This is a genomic window from Vibrio sp. J383 (genome assembly GCF_023503985.1).
Classification (GTDB): Bacteria; Pseudomonadota; Gammaproteobacteria; order Enterobacterales; family Vibrionaceae; genus Vibrio; species Vibrio splendidus.
The window spans coordinates 1,929,008-1,944,821 of sequence record NZ_CP097293.1; the positions used below are offsets into that span (position 1 = coordinate 1,929,008).

The 15,814-nt window shown below is 41.8% G+C and carries 14 protein-coding genes and 1 pseudogene; 11 read left to right on the plus strand and 4 right to left on the minus strand.

What is annotated here, in order from left to right; all coding sequences use genetic code 11:
* The first annotated feature begins 132 nt into the window (after positions 1–132).
* From M4S28_RS08710 to M4S28_RS08720, 3 genes are read left to right on the plus strand one after another with little or no spacing between them, the layout of a single operon-like run.
* Entirely contained in the window at positions 133–1,389 is a 1,257-nt protein-coding gene (locus M4S28_RS08710) for an ABC-three component system protein (RefSeq protein ID WP_249631599.1), read from the plus strand.
* Entirely contained in the window at positions 1,382–2,071 is a 690-nt protein-coding gene (locus M4S28_RS08715) for an ABC-three component system middle component 1 (RefSeq protein WP_249631600.1), read from the plus strand. The genes M4S28_RS08710 and M4S28_RS08715 overlap by 8 nt, the downstream gene beginning before the upstream one ends.
* A complete protein-coding gene (locus M4S28_RS08720; RefSeq protein WP_249631601.1) occupies positions 2,037–4,379 on the plus strand; it encodes an AAA family ATPase in 2,343 nt (780 codons plus the stop codon). Before M4S28_RS08715 ends, M4S28_RS08720 begins: the two co-directional genes overlap by 35 nt.
* Before the next feature lie 486 nt (positions 4,380–4,865).
* Here M4S28_RS08720 and M4S28_RS26540 read toward each other — a convergent pair.
* The 3 genes and pseudogenes from M4S28_RS26540 to istA all read right to left on the minus strand — a co-directional run.
* A pseudogene (locus M4S28_RS26540) lies at positions 4,866–5,060 on the minus strand (Cif family virulence factor); the annotation flags it as partial.
* A gap of 63 nt (positions 5,061–5,123) precedes the next feature.
* A complete protein-coding gene (gene istB, locus M4S28_RS08725; protein ID WP_249631602.1) occupies positions 5,124–5,873 on the minus strand; it encodes an IS21-like element helper ATPase IstB in 750 nt (249 codons plus the stop codon).
* Positions 5,873–7,363 carry an IS21 family transposase gene (istA, locus tag M4S28_RS08730; RefSeq protein ID WP_249631603.1) on the minus strand — a complete coding sequence of 497 codons (1,491 nt, stop codon included), beginning with the start codon at positions 7,361–7,363 and terminating at the stop codon, positions 5,873–5,875. Before istA ends, istB begins: the two co-directional genes overlap by 1 nt.
* A gap of 456 nt (positions 7,364–7,819) precedes the next feature.
* Here istA and M4S28_RS08735 point away from each other — a divergent pair, with 456 nt between their 5' ends.
* Complete coding sequence (locus M4S28_RS08735) at positions 7,820–8,143, plus strand: winged helix-turn-helix transcriptional regulator (RefSeq protein WP_004733958.1); 324 nt, start codon at positions 7,820–7,822, stop codon at positions 8,141–8,143.
* A 352-nt stretch (positions 8,144–8,495) separates the two neighbouring features.
* Here the strand turns inward: M4S28_RS08735 and M4S28_RS08740 are convergent, their stop codons facing one another.
* Positions 8,496–9,389 carry a LysR family transcriptional regulator gene (locus M4S28_RS08740; protein ID WP_249631604.1) on the minus strand — a complete coding sequence of 298 codons (894 nt, stop codon included), beginning with the start codon at positions 9,387–9,389 and terminating at the stop codon, positions 8,496–8,498.
* Between the two features lie 416 nt (positions 9,390–9,805).
* Here M4S28_RS08740 and M4S28_RS08745 point away from each other — a divergent pair, with 416 nt between their 5' ends.
* The 7 genes from M4S28_RS08745 (at position 9,806) to M4S28_RS08775 (ending at position 15,813) form a co-directional block, all read left to right on the plus strand.
* Positions 9,806–10,012: a Flp family type IVb pilin gene (locus tag M4S28_RS08745; RefSeq protein ID WP_004733956.1), complete on the plus strand. Its 207-nt coding sequence runs from the start codon at positions 9,806–9,808 to the stop codon at positions 10,010–10,012.
* 159 nt (positions 10,013–10,171) lie between these two features.
* A complete protein-coding gene (locus tag M4S28_RS08750; protein WP_249631605.1) occupies positions 10,172–10,612 on the plus strand; it encodes an A24 family peptidase in 441 nt (146 codons plus the stop codon).
* A gap of 21 nt (positions 10,613–10,633) precedes the next feature.
* A complete protein-coding gene (gene cpaB, locus M4S28_RS08755; protein ID WP_249631606.1) occupies positions 10,634–11,458 on the plus strand; it encodes a Flp pilus assembly protein CpaB in 825 nt (274 codons plus the stop codon).
* Positions 11,458–12,828: a type II and III secretion system protein family protein gene (locus tag M4S28_RS08760; protein WP_249632720.1), complete on the plus strand. Its 1,371-nt coding sequence runs from the start codon at positions 11,458–11,460 to the stop codon at positions 12,826–12,828. The genes cpaB and M4S28_RS08760 overlap by 1 nt, the downstream gene beginning before the upstream one ends.
* Positions 12,825–13,304 (plus strand): hypothetical protein, encoded by a 480-nt coding sequence (locus tag M4S28_RS08765; RefSeq protein WP_249631607.1) that lies wholly within the window; start codon positions 12,825–12,827, stop codon positions 13,302–13,304. The genes M4S28_RS08760 and M4S28_RS08765 overlap by 4 nt, the downstream gene beginning before the upstream one ends.
* Positions 13,304–14,545 (plus strand): CpaE/TadZ family protein, encoded by a 1,242-nt coding sequence (locus M4S28_RS08770; RefSeq protein ID WP_249631608.1) that lies wholly within the window; start codon positions 13,304–13,306, stop codon positions 14,543–14,545. The genes M4S28_RS08765 and M4S28_RS08770 overlap by 1 nt, the downstream gene beginning before the upstream one ends.
* Positions 14,542–15,813, plus strand: coding sequence for a TadA family conjugal transfer-associated ATPase (locus M4S28_RS08775; protein ID WP_004733950.1), 1,272 nt, complete (start codon positions 14,542–14,544; stop codon positions 15,811–15,813). Before M4S28_RS08770 ends, M4S28_RS08775 begins: the two co-directional genes overlap by 4 nt.
* The last annotated feature ends 1 nt before the right edge of the window (position 15,814 follow it).

Genomic DNA, 15,814 nt, shown 5'->3' on the forward strand with positions numbered 1-15,814 from the left:
TAGGCTGATATGCAATAGCATTACATAAAATAGAGCTGGGTGGGCTTTTGATTAGTACAAGTTTAGGTTTGACGTTGTACATGACTTTGAAGTTTGAAAACACTGGACCATTTATGAAAAGGAATATCTAGATTGACAGAAGTATCTTCTCAGATTATCAACAGTAGCGCCATCCCGGCTTGGAGTGGCTTTATATATCAGGGAAAAGTCGCCTTGTATCACGCGCTGCGTCTTCTAGTACAACGGGATCTTCAAGCACATTCCCTAAATGTCGAGCACTTAGATGATTTTGTTATCCACGATCGCAGTGGTAACGTTTTATCTCTTCATCAAGTAAAGGCGATGAAGAATGATAAGCGTTATTCATATAATTCTGCTTTACAGCAAGCGTCAAAAGTATCAGCAAGGTGTAACGGAAATACTGTTAGATGGTTTCACGTTTCAGTGGGGCTTGATGACTTTTCTGATAGAGCTGCTAATGACGCTAATGGTGAGCACCTTGTTCAGTTTTATCAGTACCATGATGAACGTTGTTATGTTGAAACGAACTCTATCGATACTAAACTCAATGAAATTGTTGCCCAGTACCTTCAATCATACGGGCTACCATCTACAGAATTACTGATTGCGCATAAACTGGCTAAGTTGCATGTATTGTTAGCAGGGCGAGTGAACTTAGCTCATTATCGAAATCAGCATGAGTCGATGAACAAGTTCGAAGCGGCAGAATCTATTCCAGTTTATTTTGCGGAGATAGTAGATTGTTTGCGTTCCGAGGTAATTCATAGTGATGATCATGCAGCAATTCTGTTCGAGTTTAGAAAAACTCTTTTGAACAGAACTGATCAAATACTAGATAGCCTTCAAGAAAATGAATCTATTGATTTGAATGGTATTTGTCAGTGTAGATTTGCAGTAGCTAATATGGATACTCCTGCCTTAACTCGACTCTACTATTCAAAAAAGCCAAATCAAAAGGAAATCACTTTAGCTGGTTTTAGTAATGATACTGTAGATACTTATTTAAGAATAATTATCAGCATCATGGGAGTTAAAACGTCTGAAGACTTACCACACTATTTCAAAAGCGGACTTGGTTCGTTTCTTCCTACAGCGATGAAGTTTGATTTTTTAAATCAGAAGTTAGACGTAGAGCAAATTCAAAAAAATGTTGATGCTCTTCGTGGAAACCTGACCATACAAGATGTGCTCTATGACTACGATAATCTAGTTGTACATATGGATAGCGCTCCATTTCCACTTAGTAGTAAATTTAGTGCTGCTGGTAAATTTACAGAGATTTCTGAAAACAATAAAAACCGAATTACAAAAATAAACAATGTGAGGTTTGTGTCAGTTCGCGACGCAAGTGATGAAATAAATGATTAATCGAATAATTACAACATTATCAAGTAACTCTCCTTGTCAGTTTGAGTTAGTTGAACAAGCTGCAGAACAGTTTTCTTTCTATCGAGCAACATCAACGGATTACCAGCGGTTTTTAGTTGTAGCACAAGTGGCGAAATTGATGAAACCGAGTGAGCTTAACCAATGGGTGTTGGCAAATACTCCTGATGAGCTAAGGGAATTACCAGCTTTTGCTAAAAATACAGATGTTCTGGTTCTGTTTGAGTTAGATCGTTTATCGGATATCGTAGGCTATGAAAGCGAAGTTTTTTCTCTGGAAGAAGATGGCTATAGCTTTAAAAAGCATGTGTTGTATTTCTCACAAGCAGAATTGGCTCTTTTGAATGGGATGGATGCGAATAGCATTGCAAATTTAATAAAAGATCAAAGTAAATTTAGTCTGTATAAAAAGTCACCTTTGGCTGAGTCAGAATACGGTATAGCTAGCCGTATTTTTATTAAGTTGCCCTTTTTGTCTGTCCCTGTAGATGAATCTGAGTTAGACGATCCTTGTAGACTTGCAGATGATTACCTGAGAACTGTGGATTTATTGGGGGTAAACAATGAGTTTGAAGAGTTGATAGTAGGTAATGGAAGTAATTACAAAGTAATGGTTGAGGAGTATATTCGTGAAAAAATGGCGAATTCACAAGCTGAAGATTAATGGCTTTAAAGTATTCTCGGAGTTTGAAGAAAGCTACTCATCAGATCTAATCGTTTACGATGGGCCGAATGGTTTTGGTAAAACTTCTTTATTTGATGCCAAGCAACTTCTTTTTTGCAAGCAACTTCCAAGGATCGTAGCCAGGCATGGTGCGCTTAAAGTTGGCAACAAGACTTTTAATAGAAGCATATATCAAAATCATAATAGCCAAGAAGATGTCTCAATAGTCGCAGAGCTCAAAAAAGAAAGTGAGTCAATCTATGTAATGAGACTGGCGAAGCAAGTGGATTTAGATGCCAGTAAAAACAAACCCAATAGTTTTGAAGAGTTCAAGCTCTATGAGTTAACAAGTTTTGATAAAAGTGCTGAGCCAAGACTGATTGTTGATGAAAAACAATTCTGGGCGGAAAAACTAGGCGACAAGTTTTTGAGTAACTTTTCAGTGCTCAACTATCTTCAGCAAGATAGTAAATCCATTGTTATTCCGGATGCATGCGATAATAGAAAAAGAACAGATCAAATAAGCCATCTTCTCAATCTTGATGAGTTAGAAAAACGAATCGATAACATTGGTAAGCTAAAATCTGAGTCCAGAGACCAACTTAAAAAAGCGAAAGGGGAGCATCAAGCTCAACAAGCTTTACTAGAAGAGCTTCAACAGACCTTAACGGTAAGTGATTCTGCGCAGGTAGCTTATACGAAATTAACTGACTTAAATGTCACACCTCAATGGGATCTGGAACATCCCTTTACGGTCGATAATTACAAAAACATTGCTCAGTTGTTGGAGCAAGTAAGCCTGTTAAAACGTACTTACATTGGTAGGTATGAAATAGCAAAGAGAATGAGAAATAAGCAAAAAATTGATTTTACTATACGGGATGAATTTGATTTAGCTGTTAGGCTCCATCATCAGTTTGATAGGCTTTCAAGCTTGAATAAAAATAAAGCACAATTAGATAAACTAGAAAAGTTGTGTAATACGCTAAATATAGAGATTTCAAAGCTCTCCTCATCGCATAGTTCAATTTTATCGCCATACCTCGAAACACATTATTCTGTAGAGCTCGTTAAGTTGTTACAGGACAAAAATAAACTGCTTCTAGAACACGGCGGTGTTAGTAAGAAGCAAGCCGAAGTGATGCAATTACGGACAAAATTACTTCAAGCTTCCGGTAGTGACGATCAGGATTGTCCACTTTGTGGTTATGACTACCAAGAAAATGCATTATTGGTATCTGCTATTGATGCGAAAACAGCTCAACTAAAGCAGCAGTTAGATGGAATTGCTCTACAAATTAGCCAGTGCTATCTAGCCATTGAGGCGATTTTAAGTCCGTTAAAAGGTAAATATTTTCCGCTGCTAGAGATGGCTAGGAATGAATACGAAGGGGCATTGCACTCTGAGTTAATAATGCATGAACATCAAGCTCAGAGGTTAGAGCTGATAGGGAAGAAGTTGATTGCACAGGGGTTTGAGCTGCCGAAACAGTATGTACTAGAAGCAGAAGTTCAAGAAGAACAGGTATCAAAAGTTAAGAAGGCAATCTTCAAGTCACTCGAACCAGAAGAGGAGATAATAACGGACCATGAGCTTAACTTCTTCGTTAACCAATTTGGGGAATTAGGCAAGTTAGATAAACTGTCTGAGGAACTGATAGAGCTAAAGCAAAACTATATTCAGCAGCAACATAACTTAACGATAAATGCTTCTATCTCAAATAGAAAAAAAGAAGTGAGACTGTGTGCCGATAAAGTAGAGCATTTGGGTAAATTGGGAACACAGCTAGAACGAATAGAGACTCAGTTAAAACACGCACAAACGGACTATACTAATCGAACGATTGGTCAAATGGAGTCACTTTTTCACATATATAGTGGGCGTTTACTACAAAATTATCAGAGTGGCTTAGGAGTATTTATTGATACACCAAGTGCTAAAAGAAAAACCGCTGCAATGAGTTTTACAACAGTACGTGACTCGCAACATGATGCAACTCTGTCTATGAGCAGCGGGCAGATAAGTGCTCTGTCATTGTCGTTATTTCTAGCGTTGAATAAGAAGTATGCCAAAACGGCGTTTGTGTTTATTGACGATCCAACGCAGTGTATGGATGAAATTAACATTGCGTCGCTTAGTGACTTGCTCCGAGTCGAACTGAGAGATAGGCAAGTGATTATTTCGACTCATGAACAGGATATTTCCGACTACTTGTGTTATCGCTACGGGAAAGCAGGTCTTTCTAGAAAACAAGTTAATTTGTTAGATAAGTGCAAATTAACTGTAGTTGATAATGATATTCACTAACACTTCCATGTGAGATAGCTGAAGCGATTTGAGTGATTGTATGTGATTAATTTCACGAATTTGACATGTATGACAGGTTGTATATTCCCCAAAGTCGACTTGCTATAACTCGTTAATTATCAAGTGGATATAGTGTTTGTCCGACTCCCTCACTCGTATCATGCATCTTGATCTGAAAACTCATAGGATAAGTGTGTGGCTGGAGCAACTTAGGTTAGTTTTTGCTTAAGTAACACCAGAAGTAACATCTTAAAGCTCTACTTTTGTAATTATCATTTTAATCAAAAAGATAGGTGTGATAGTAGAGTCCAGTAGCGGCACCAAATTCGTTCTTTATGAACAAGCAAAAAAGCCCACCTAGTGTGGGCTTTTTTGTGCCTGTAATTCCCCTTATTATTAAACTATCAGTTATTTTAGGGTTCTAAGAATTGTTGCTTGTAACGCTCCTAGACTGCGTCCTTTAATGATCCAAAGTGCAATAGCCACTTAAAATCCATTCGGGTTGTCAATAACGTATAGCCAGCCTCCATCGACATACCTCATCACTTCGAGAGCGGTTCCTTTGGGGCCACCAACTATCTCCCAATCAGACCTTATGAGAGCCGTGTCGCCGTTAATATGGATAGACACATCATGGGTGAGCATTTCGACGTCGCCTTGAAGGTAACTTTTCAATATAGGCTATGTAGCGTCAACTAACTTGACCGATCCAGCGTCAATTAGCCTGGCCGGTTGAAGTCCTGTTTAACTTAGGTTTCGTTGTGCTTCCTTTCTCCTATAACTTTCACCTTTGCATTGTAAGATCTTCGCATGATGGATCAGCCTATCTATTGCTGCTACTGTCATCACTGTATTGTCGAACAGTTCATCCCATTCTTCGAACGATTGATTTGATGTGATGATTAAGCTGTATCGTTCATAGCGATGCGCTATCAACTCGAACAATACACTGGTCTCCTCACTCGTTTTTTGTACATAACCTATGTCATCTAAGATAAGTACATTGTACTTATCTAGCTTCATCAAGGCTTCTGACAGTCTCAACTCCTCTTTGGCGAGTTGAAGTTGCTGTACCAGCAAGTTGGCACTCATGAACTTGACACGGTGGCCATGCTCTATCAGCTTAAAACCCAGTCCGGCAGCTAAATGCGTTTTACCTAACCCACTCGCCCCGAACAGTAAGATATTATCGCCTGTTTTTACCCATTCTCTATGGTTAGCCAAGTGCCATACTTGTGCTTTATTTATGCCACTCACCGCTGCGAAGTCGTAACCATCAAGATATTTACCTGCTGGAAGGTTAGATTCTTTTAAGTGCCTCTGTAGGCGCTTTTCCTCACGACTATCTAGCTCTAGGCGACATAACTCTGCAAGATAGCGCTCTGCTGACCAGCTTTGATCACGCGCTTTTTCTGCCATTGGCTCCCATTGAGAGACAAGACTACCAAGGCGTAAAGATTTGAGGAGAAGAGGAAGAACATGCTGCTCTGACATTATTTCACCCCTTCTAAGATTTGCTGATAGCTCGATAAGGTATGCTGCTCTACTTTTGGACTGTCCGTCCAGACTTCATCTTGTAAGAACCTATCTTCACAGTCGAACAGAGTGGGTAGACGACCCACTCTGATACCATCTAGCACGAACCGGCCAACCGCTTCCTCCCTTTCTGACTTATTGGCCACATTCAACAGCTTCACCATATAGAAGCTTGCCTCGTCCATTGTGAGCTGAGCATCGACGTACTGCCAGATTTGACGATAATCCTCACTTGGTAACATTTCGTCTCGCCACTGACAGCCTCTGAAGGCTCTTGGCTTTTTCATTAAAGAACCAATGATGTGCCTATAATCAATTTGATGACCTCGACGGCATGAGCGTGTATGAACTCTGTCTAGGGTTAGGGTATGTTCGTCATGACAATAGACTTCGAGCGTTTTATCGAAGAGGTGGACACGAACCGTCCCCCCAATAAGGCGGGACGGAACTGAATAAGTGACCCTCTTGAGTTGGACTGTACTTGTTGTCGACACCTTCAGTACATGAACGGTGTAATTGACGCAGTCGTATTTAGGGAGCGGTTGTAATTGTCGCTGCTCGTCAACTAGCAGTGGTTTTGAGCGACGATTACGTCGCTCAACGAGTTGGTTAACGAACAACTCGTACTCATTTATTGTCTCGAAGTCATTGGAGCCTCGGATCGCCAACGCTTGGCGAATTTGGTTCTTCAGGTGGTTATTCGAGCTTTCTATGGCACCATTTTCATGAGCTATACCGGTATTATTTCTCGTTGGTTGGAAGCCATAATGTGTCGCGAGTTGTTGGAAGCTCTCCGTAAATTCACGTTCAGATGTGTTATTTTTATAAGCAGCGCTTAAGCTGTCTGTTCTCACCTCAAGAGGGACCCCTTCTGAGCGCTCAAAAGCCCCTTTTAGCCCTGTAGCAACGGCTGTAAAGCTTTCCCCACCGTAAACCACTTGTGCATGACTCCAACCACTGGCGGGCAAACGATAATTAAACAGTCTATGTTCCAGTTTTTCACCTTGGATCGTCACGATGAAGTCGGCCCATGTAAAGTCCATGATCCCTTGTTTGCCAAACTCCTTTTCCTGACGGAAGATGACTTCTTTATCTTCTCCGTGTAACAGGCGCCACTGACGGACTCGACGTTCTAATGTGCGTCGGTGGTTGGGTGAAAAACTATCGCTATGCTCTTCACAAAGATAGTCAAAAATACCGACAGGGGTAATTGACGCTGAGCGTTCAAGGAGTGGAAGAACCACTGAGTTCCAGACCGGTTCAAGGGGGTCGGTTCTTGTTCGATAACCTCGAGTCTTAATTGGGCCTAATTGTCGCTGTCCTGATTCAATTCGACGAGCGGAACGCTCAGAGAAGCCGGCTTTAGCCGCGGAGGTGGTTTGTGTTTTATCTTTTCGATTAGCCATGTATAGCCTTATTTGTTGATCTGTAATTCGTTTCCCTGGCACAAAGCTTTCCGGTAGAGAGTTTGTCCAGAATGTAGCAGATCAACCGGCCTATCTAATTGTCGCTGAACCGGTCAGGGTAATTGTCGCTCAATAATAGGCTTAATAGCCTTTGGCCCTCTAGCAAGGTTACCCTGATTATCTAGGACGAATATGGCGTCTTGATGGAACAGAGTGCCTAGTCCGTCGATGTCTTGTTTTGAAAAGTATTCCGCGAAAAGTTGGTGAAGTTCTGTTGGCGACTGCGGTTTTTTGTAATCTGTTGATGCGTAAGAATAGAAAGTTATTAAGTTTAAAACGACGAATAGAAGTATCTTCATGGAACCACCTGCTTGTTTGTGTTTTGGGTTGAAGCCATAATAGATAGGGTAGTTACCAAAAGAAATTAGCTACCTAAAAGTAACTAATTACCTTTAGGTAACTATGCAATTGTTACTATGGATAATCAAAGAGGTGGATATGAGTGAACAGGGTAAGCAACCTGAAGGTTATTGCAGCGCTGATAAATATTTGACACTGATCTCTACGAAGTGGACTGCTCACATTGTTTGGTTGCTAGGTCAGAGTAGCGAGATACGTTTTGGACAGATTCAAAAGCAGCTGGCTTTAGTGTCTAGTAAAGTACTTAGTGAGCGGCTGAAGTTGCTTAGCAAAGAAGGTTTCATTTGGCGCAGGCAAGAAGAAACCGTTCCAGTGACGGTATATTACGGTCTGACCAAAAAAGGAAAAGAGCTGGCGGATATTGTTGATATTATCGTGAAAAAATCGGATAGCTGGAATTAGTCTAACGTAATGGTTGTAAAGCTATTCTGATATTCAACGTCATTACTATGGTGGATTTTTCTGTGTGCATGGTTTAGGCGGTTCTTTTCGATATTGAGTGACAAACGAAGTCATAGCTTAAATATCGAATACGTTTAATAGGTTAGTTTATAATTAGATTTAGTCAAAAAAATATGTGGGGCTAAATAATGAAATAATACCAGTGCATATGTTGGATAATACATATCGGTCTTGGTATTTGTATTTCGTATGTTTTATTTTGGATTTATATTAGGATGAATCATAGTGTTGAAATATCACACTCGAAGCTGAAGCGTGCAATAGAGTGTGATTGTCAGATTTCAACCGAGTATTATTGAGTCAAATCAGCAACAAATGTTTGCTTGTAACTGGCAGTAGTTTTCAGCTCTTTTTTGATCCATTGGTTGAACAAGCTAAAGTCAGAGTGTAATTGCCAGAAAAGGGATGCAATAACTCGCTTACCAAAAAAATCAGGGTGGTCAGTAACTACTTTAAGTTTACTATTTTCTACACTTCCCTCTATGAGAAACCCCGGTAAAAAAGCGATGCCTTTTTGAGCCTTACATAGATCGATGATGGTTCCTAAGTCATCCAGTCGCCATAAGTTGTACGATGCTATGTTTGACAAGTTAAGCAGCTCTTCACAACCATCCATTAATAGAACTCGTTGTGATGGTGCTTGAGACTTAAAGGTTACCAGGTCTTCATGAGCCACCCACCAACAGTTGACGTGAAATAACTCCTCTATGTTGAAGTCGTAATTTGTCTTGTGATAGGGGTTACCTAAGGCTAAATCTATCTTCCCTTCATTTATATAGTTACCTAACACGAAACTTGGTTTAGTTACGACAAGTAAATCAACGTTAGGGAATGCTTCTGAAAACGCTAATAGTGTTTTCTTTACATTATTATTAAACACTAATGGGTCTATGCCTACCCGGTAGACTATTTGGTCAGATATATTCATTTGCTGTGCGATCGTGACTAGATCACGATATTTCGATACCACAGGTAAAGATAACTGGAATAATCGTTTTCCTTTTTCTGTTAGCCAAACTTTAGAGTGTTCTCTATTAAATACATTGAAACCTAAATCGGACTCAAGATTTTGAACAGCTGTGCTAACGGTTGATTGTGACTTGCCAAGCTTGCGAGCAGCAGAGCTAAATGAACCTTCCTCAACTACCGCTATGAACGAAATGATATTTTCGAAATGTAGTTTCATGATTCGACTAACCTTTTGACACAAATAAATTATATTTTTTATGGTTTGTTGATTTGAAGAACAATAGCGTGATGATAATTGTATTTCAACAAGTTTTATAAGGGGTAATAAAACTGGGTAAATTATTTCTTAGATTGGTTCCAAAGCTTATATAAATTTTAGATAAGTTAAAATATTGACCAATGTCTTACTTTTTCAAGTTTATAAATTTGATTTAATATTGTCTTGTAAAGTTGAATTTATATGTAACTCATTGTTAATTATAGCTTTGTTTTTGATTCCTTTGTTTTTAATGTGTTTATTTTGATCATTTTTCGTCCGGCCTATTGATTAAGTCGATAGGGGTTATTTTCCATAGATTGGTAACGCTAATTATAATGGCGACGAATTTTCAACAGCCCTTATAGGAACAAATAATGATTACTAAGCTATACGTCAAAACAAGCATGTTTTTATCACAATTCAAGAACGATGAGCGCGGAGTAACTGCAATTGAATATGGTCTTATTGCAGTAGCAATGGCTGTATTAGTAACTACTGCAGTAGGCGCAGATGGTTTCATTGGTAAGCTAGAAGCAGCATTTACTAAAGTTGGCGACGCTATCACTACAGCTAGCAGCTAACATCAAGCCTTATTGGCTAATGTAGATCATATCGAAAGATATTTGTGCCAGACCTATGTTTTCCATTGGTCTGGCTCAGTTAATTAGGAACATCAATTAAGACATACTTTACGCTAATCCATATAAATCTAGGTGATATTTCTAATTTTGAGTTTTGATGTGTATTTACTGATTTTGGTAATCGTGTGTGCCTATGTATCGGCTACCGATTTTCTCTATCGAAAGATACAAAATCACACCTTGTTGATATTGCTCTTTTTACAATGTTTTTTGTCACCGTTAGACATTCAAATTATGAGCTTCCTGCTGGTGTTAGGGGGAGGGTTGATTGTTTACGCCCTGATTTGGATTGGAGCTGGCGATATTAAATATGCCGCGGTTCTATCACTTACCATACCTCTCAGTGATTTACTTTGGGCGTTTGTTATGACGGCTTTTGCCGGCGGATTTCTAGCCGTTATTTATCTCGTATACAACAAGCTGATAAGTAAAAGGCTAGTAAGAAAAACGTCGAGCAGCCAACAAGGTATTCCATATGGGATAGCGATTAGCGTTGGATTCTACTTGGTAATTTTGACTCAAAACACGCCACATATATAAACCTCCAAGAATGAGAACATTATGAGATCTCGACTGGTATTACTTGTTGCCATTGCTGCCCTAATAGTCGGCGCGCTAGGCGTTGTCGATTTGTTCAAGAGTGAACCTCAATCGACAACGACAGCTGAAGTGGTGGAAGAAAAAAACGAAGAACATGTTGCCGTTTGGATGACCACGGAACCTTATGAAAAAGGACGTGCGATTGATGCGCAAGGCGTCGTTAAACAACAACTTCCTCTTAGCAAAGCATTAACGCTTGGTGTCAGAGAAGACGCTCAAATCAGCTTTGCACCCTCCACTTTACTCAATCGAAGCCTCAACGCTGGCGAGGTTGTACTGCCTGAATATCAAGTGACACCCGGTCAGCCCGGATACATAGATCTTTTGGTCACGGAAGGCATGACGTTGTACCCACTTAAAGTCAGTGACAAAAACCTAATCAACGATTACATCCGTCCTGGAACGTCCATCGATATCTTAACTGTAAGTTCTCCAAACGATAACTTAGCTGGAAATATCGATAAGCCGAAACGCTTTAGAGGGGTGAAGGCGTCGATGTTTCTTAAAAACGTCAAAGTACTCAACATCGGAAATGATGCAACTGGCGATAGTTCTATTACCGCTCGCGCTCCAAGTAAAGAGGATGGACTGACTACGGTGGTCATCGAAGTTAGCCCCGATGAATTGCCAAAACTTGCGCTCGCACAACGAACAATGCACATCGAAATTTACCGAAGCCAAACCTACACGCAACCTGAGTTCGCGGAGGTGCGCAATATTATCGATAACTATACCGGGATTGCTGAGTTACGCGGTAATGAGAATAACCCTAGAGAGGCGTTGTAATTATGATTCATGATCGAATCAAGCAAGCACTGTGTGTTTCCATTCTAGCGCCGTTGATTGGCTTACTTTCTATAACAAACACTTTTGCCGCCGATCGTTCCATCACGCTCAACGATGGTCAGCACATCCAATTAAAAAGCCCAATTGGACAAGTGTTCATTAATAACCCTGATATCGTCGACTACAAAATAATCAACGACAACACACTTGTTGTGTTCGCCAATGCTATTGGGCAATCACGACTGATCGTCTATGGCATTGATGATGATGTTCTGCTTTCCGACCGCATTATTGTTGATTTGGATTTAACTGATATTAGACGCCAAATTAAATTCCATTTCCCTGATGCCAAAGTCAAGGTTCAGTCTGTGGGAGAGCAAGTTGCCGTGAGTGGTCTTGTTGATTCCGAAGCGACTCGCGACGACATCTATCGTTTGGTTGCCACTCTGCTTGGGCGAGAAAAAACAGAGAAATGGGACAAAACGGTGAAACTGGAGTTTAAGTCCGACAACTCAAATTATGAAGAGCCCGAAAGCATGGTGTTTGCTCGCAATATGACGTGGGAAGGGATCATCGAACGCATTGAAGTTGCAACGACCCAGCAAGTGAACGTCAAAATATCAGTGGCTCAAGTCACCGAATCATTTGGACAAACTGTGGGTGTTGATTGGAGTTCAGTCGGTTCAAGTGTTGGCGAGTTTGTGTTCGATCAGTTCGATGCAGCAAACCTAAGCACCCTAATAACTGCATTAGGGAACGACCAGATAGCTGAAGTTCTAGCTGAACCTAACTTAACCGTGTTATCCGGTGAGTCTGCAAGTTTCCTTGTAGGCGGCGAAGTGCCCGTTATCGTGTCGACGAACAGCAACGTGAACATCTCTTTCAAAGAGTTCGGCATCAAACTCGATCTTACTGCGAAAGTGCTTAGCCAAGACAGAATCCGTATGCAACTCGCGCCAGAAGTAAGCGAAGTTGAAGGTTATGTAGAAGCGGCCGGAATCAAAGTCCCGCAACTGGCTTCACGACGTGCGATGACCACCGTTGAGTTAGCCGATGGCGATAGCTTCGTTCTTGGTGGCTTGATGAGCAGTGCTGATTTGGAAAAAATGCAAAAAATCCCTTTTGTTGGCGACATACCAGTACTCGGAGCCGCATTCCGAAAAGCAACCACAGAAAGAAAACGAACTGAATTGATCATCGTTGCCACTGTGAATCTTGTTGAACCGATGAAACCGAAAGACATTCAACTGCCTTACATCAAGAAGACTTCTACATTGGCGCGCTGGCTAAACATTAAGTGGGATGGCAAGTCGGTAACGTCTTCCGATGCAACGATTCGTCTGTTGTCGCAAGGAGGGTTTATCCAATGAAGAAATTACTATTAATGGCGTTATTTACCACGTCACTTTTAGGCTGTGCCTCTGAGCAATATTTTGTCGGACACGGCGCTGAAGCCTTGGTGTACAAAGAGCATCACAGCTTTGAGTTTGCGATGAAAAACCGTGCTGAAACCACCAAGCAGATTACCGCTTTGATTCAAGATATTGAATCAACGGACAAAGAAGCCACTTATGTCGTGGATTACAAATCAACCCGTAGCAAACAGATGTTGCAAGAGATCTTCGATCAATATCCGTCGCATGTTATCGCGCCACAAAGAGTCTCGTATCGAAGCGCTCAATTGTTACCGAGCGACTTAAAGATTCAGGTGACCTTAACGCGTTTGAAGACTCAAGAATGCACGCCAGCACAGATTCACGTTCGTTTGAGGCAGCCAGACTGCTTTGCTGAATCGATGCGTTTGAAGCAAGTGGCTTACAAGTCTCGATTGGTAGGAGAACAATAATGTTTGACTTGACTAAAGCATTAACAACAAAGGCCAAGCCAGTTCAGACCGGAACGACAGGGGTTGCCGGATGTACTTTGTTCTATCAATCTCAAGAGTGTTTAGACCTTGTTCAAGAAGTCTTTCGATTTGAAGGATGGAATGACCCTGCATGTGTCAAAGCCAAAGCGGGTTTGACCAAACTGACAGAGCAACAAAGCAGCCATATTGTGGTTCTAGAGCTAAATGAATCGACCAATGTGGTTGAAGACGCTAAAGCATTTGCCAGCAAACTACCCACGCACAAAGGGGTGGTTGTGATTGGTAAAGAGGATGCCATTTCTACGCTTCGTTCGCTTAAAGACATGGGTTTTTACTACGTGTTCTGGCCGGTGAATAAGCAGGAATTTGCTGACTTCTTAAATCACGTTAGCAAGAACCTGAAGACGTTCTCTGGTGTGAGCCAAAAACGCAAAGCGAAGCGCGTGGCGATTGTCGGTTCAAAAGGTGGCGTTGGCGCATCGTTTATCACAACTGAGTTGAGCTCACTGTTATCGACGCAAGGCTCGGACACGATTCTTGTCGATCATCAATATGCCGATACCAACATTGATGTCTTGCTTGGCTTGAAGGATTTTAAGCCGAGAACCATCGATGAGTTCACCGCACCATTGCACGAAATGGATGAAGAAGGGGCGTTGAGTTACCTAATCAACGCTCGCAAAAATTTACGACTGTTGGCGATTGATGGCGACATGGGCCAAAGCGATGTTCTTAATTACAACCAGACCTTGTGCGAGTTGTTAGCGCGCAACACCAATTTCATTATCGAAGACTTCTCTGGTGGTGTGGATTTCAAAGTTGAACCTCAACTCTTGGTAGAAAACTTTGATGTGGTTGTGTTGGTGTTAGACGCATCTGTGTCTTCAGTAAGAAGTGCAAAACGACTGTATGAAAAAGTCTCCAACTTACAGCTTTCGTTATCGTCGCGTACTCGTGTGATTACGGTGGTGAACTACCATCGCCCGGAAAACGCTTACGTCTTACAAAAGCCTGATCTTATTAAGTATCTAGGCACAGAAGTTGATCTCGAAGTCGACTACTGCAAAGCGCTGGCGCACATCATTATCGATGGAAAACGCGGGCATAAGCATGACCGTCACATTAGTCGTTCTATGGAACAGTTGGTGAAGCTGATTAATGGTCAACCTATGGATCAGAAGGGTATGAACTCTTGGTTGAAAAAGGTGCGTGCTAAATGAGTTCTAACAAAGACTTATACCTCGCGTTTCGTGGCCAGATATTTGAAGCCCTAGATGCAGAAGCGGTTCAGAAAATGAGCCGTCGAGACCTTGAATCGCAGATACAAGCGGCGGTTGATTTGTTGGCGAATAGCTACCAAAGACCGATCACCTCGATGATGAAGTCCGGGTTAGTGAAAAGCCTAATCGACGAGCTGTTTGGTTTAGGGCCTTTACAGCCTTTGGTCGAAGATCAGTCCATTTCCGACATCATGGTGAACGGGCCCAACAACATCTTTTTCGAACGACATGGCAAGGTGAAAAAGTCCGAAGTATCGTTTGTGAATGAAGAGCAGTTGTTAGCCATTGCTAAGCGCATTGCGTCACGTGTCGGAAGGCGTGTGGATGAACTTTCTCCGACGGTCGACGCCAGGTTAGAAGACGGCAGCCGAGTGAACATCGTGATTCCTCCCATTTCGCTGGATGGTACCTCGATCTCTATTCGTAAGTTCAGAGAGCAGAACATCGGTTTTGAAGATTTGATTGGCTTTGGGTCGATGTCTCCAGACATGGCGCGCGTGCTGATGATCGCTTCGCGCTGCCGCATCAATGTGTTGATTTCTGGCGGTACAGGCTCAGGTAAAACCACGTTGCTCAACGCATTGTCTCAATACATTGCCGAAGATGAACGTATCGTTACGATTGAAGATGCGGCTGAACTGCGTTTGCAACAACCCAACTTGGTTCGACTCGAAACACGTACCTCGAGTGTTGAACAAACTGGAGCGGTGACCCAGCGTGAGTTAGTGATCAATGCGCTTCGTATGCGTCCAGACCGCATTATTCTTGGCGAGTGTCGTGGTTCTGAAGCGTTTGAAATGCTGCAAGCTATGAATACCGGGCACGATGGGTCGATGTCTACGTTGCACGCCAACACGCCGCGCGATGCGATTGCCCGTGTTGAATCGATGGTGATGATGGCGAACTTAAATCAGCCTCTGGATGCGATTAGAAGAACGATCGTGAGTGCCGTTCAAATGATTGTTCAGGTCAACAGGTTGCGCGATGGGTCTCGTAAAATCACGAGCATCTCGGAAATCGTCGGCCTAGAAGGCGACAGCGTCGTGATGGAAGAGATCTATCGTTTTCGTTATGACGACGCCCACTACGGAGAAACCGTAAAAGGCGAATTCGTGACCGACGGCATTATGCAGCGATCTGAGCTTGTGAAAAAAGCGCAATTCTTCGGGCTCTATGAAGAGCTGAAAGCATCGTTCAAGGGGGCCTAGC

What these genes read in the sequence shown, in the direction of transcription:
- M4S28_RS08745 (WP_004733956.1), top strand. Translation starts at nt 9,806, where the DNA reads ATGATTACTAAGCTATACGTCAAAACAAGCATGTTTTTATCACAATTC.
- M4S28_RS08765 (WP_249631607.1), top strand. Translation starts at nt 12,825, where the DNA reads ATGAAGAAATTACTATTAATGGCGTTATTTACCACGTCACTTTTAGGC.
- M4S28_RS08740 (WP_249631604.1), bottom strand. Translation starts at nt 9,389, where the DNA reads ATGAAACTACATTTCGAAAATATCATTTCGTTCATAGCGGTAGTTGAG.
- istB (WP_249631602.1), bottom strand. Translation starts at nt 5,873, where the DNA reads ATGTCAGAGCAGCATGTTCTTCCTCTTCTCCTCAAATCTTTACGCCTT.
- M4S28_RS08735 (WP_004733958.1), top strand. Translation starts at nt 7,820, where the DNA reads ATGAGTGAACAGGGTAAGCAACCTGAAGGTTATTGCAGCGCTGATAAA.
- M4S28_RS08775 (WP_004733950.1), top strand. Translation starts at nt 14,542, where the DNA reads ATGAGTTCTAACAAAGACTTATACCTCGCGTTTCGTGGCCAGATATTT.
- M4S28_RS08715 (WP_249631600.1), top strand. Translation starts at nt 1,382, where the DNA reads ATGATTAATCGAATAATTACAACATTATCAAGTAACTCTCCTTGTCAG.
- cpaB (WP_249631606.1), top strand. Translation starts at nt 10,634, where the DNA reads ATGAGATCTCGACTGGTATTACTTGTTGCCATTGCTGCCCTAATAGTC.
- M4S28_RS08770 (WP_249631608.1), top strand. Translation starts at nt 13,304, where the DNA reads ATGTTTGACTTGACTAAAGCATTAACAACAAAGGCCAAGCCAGTTCAG.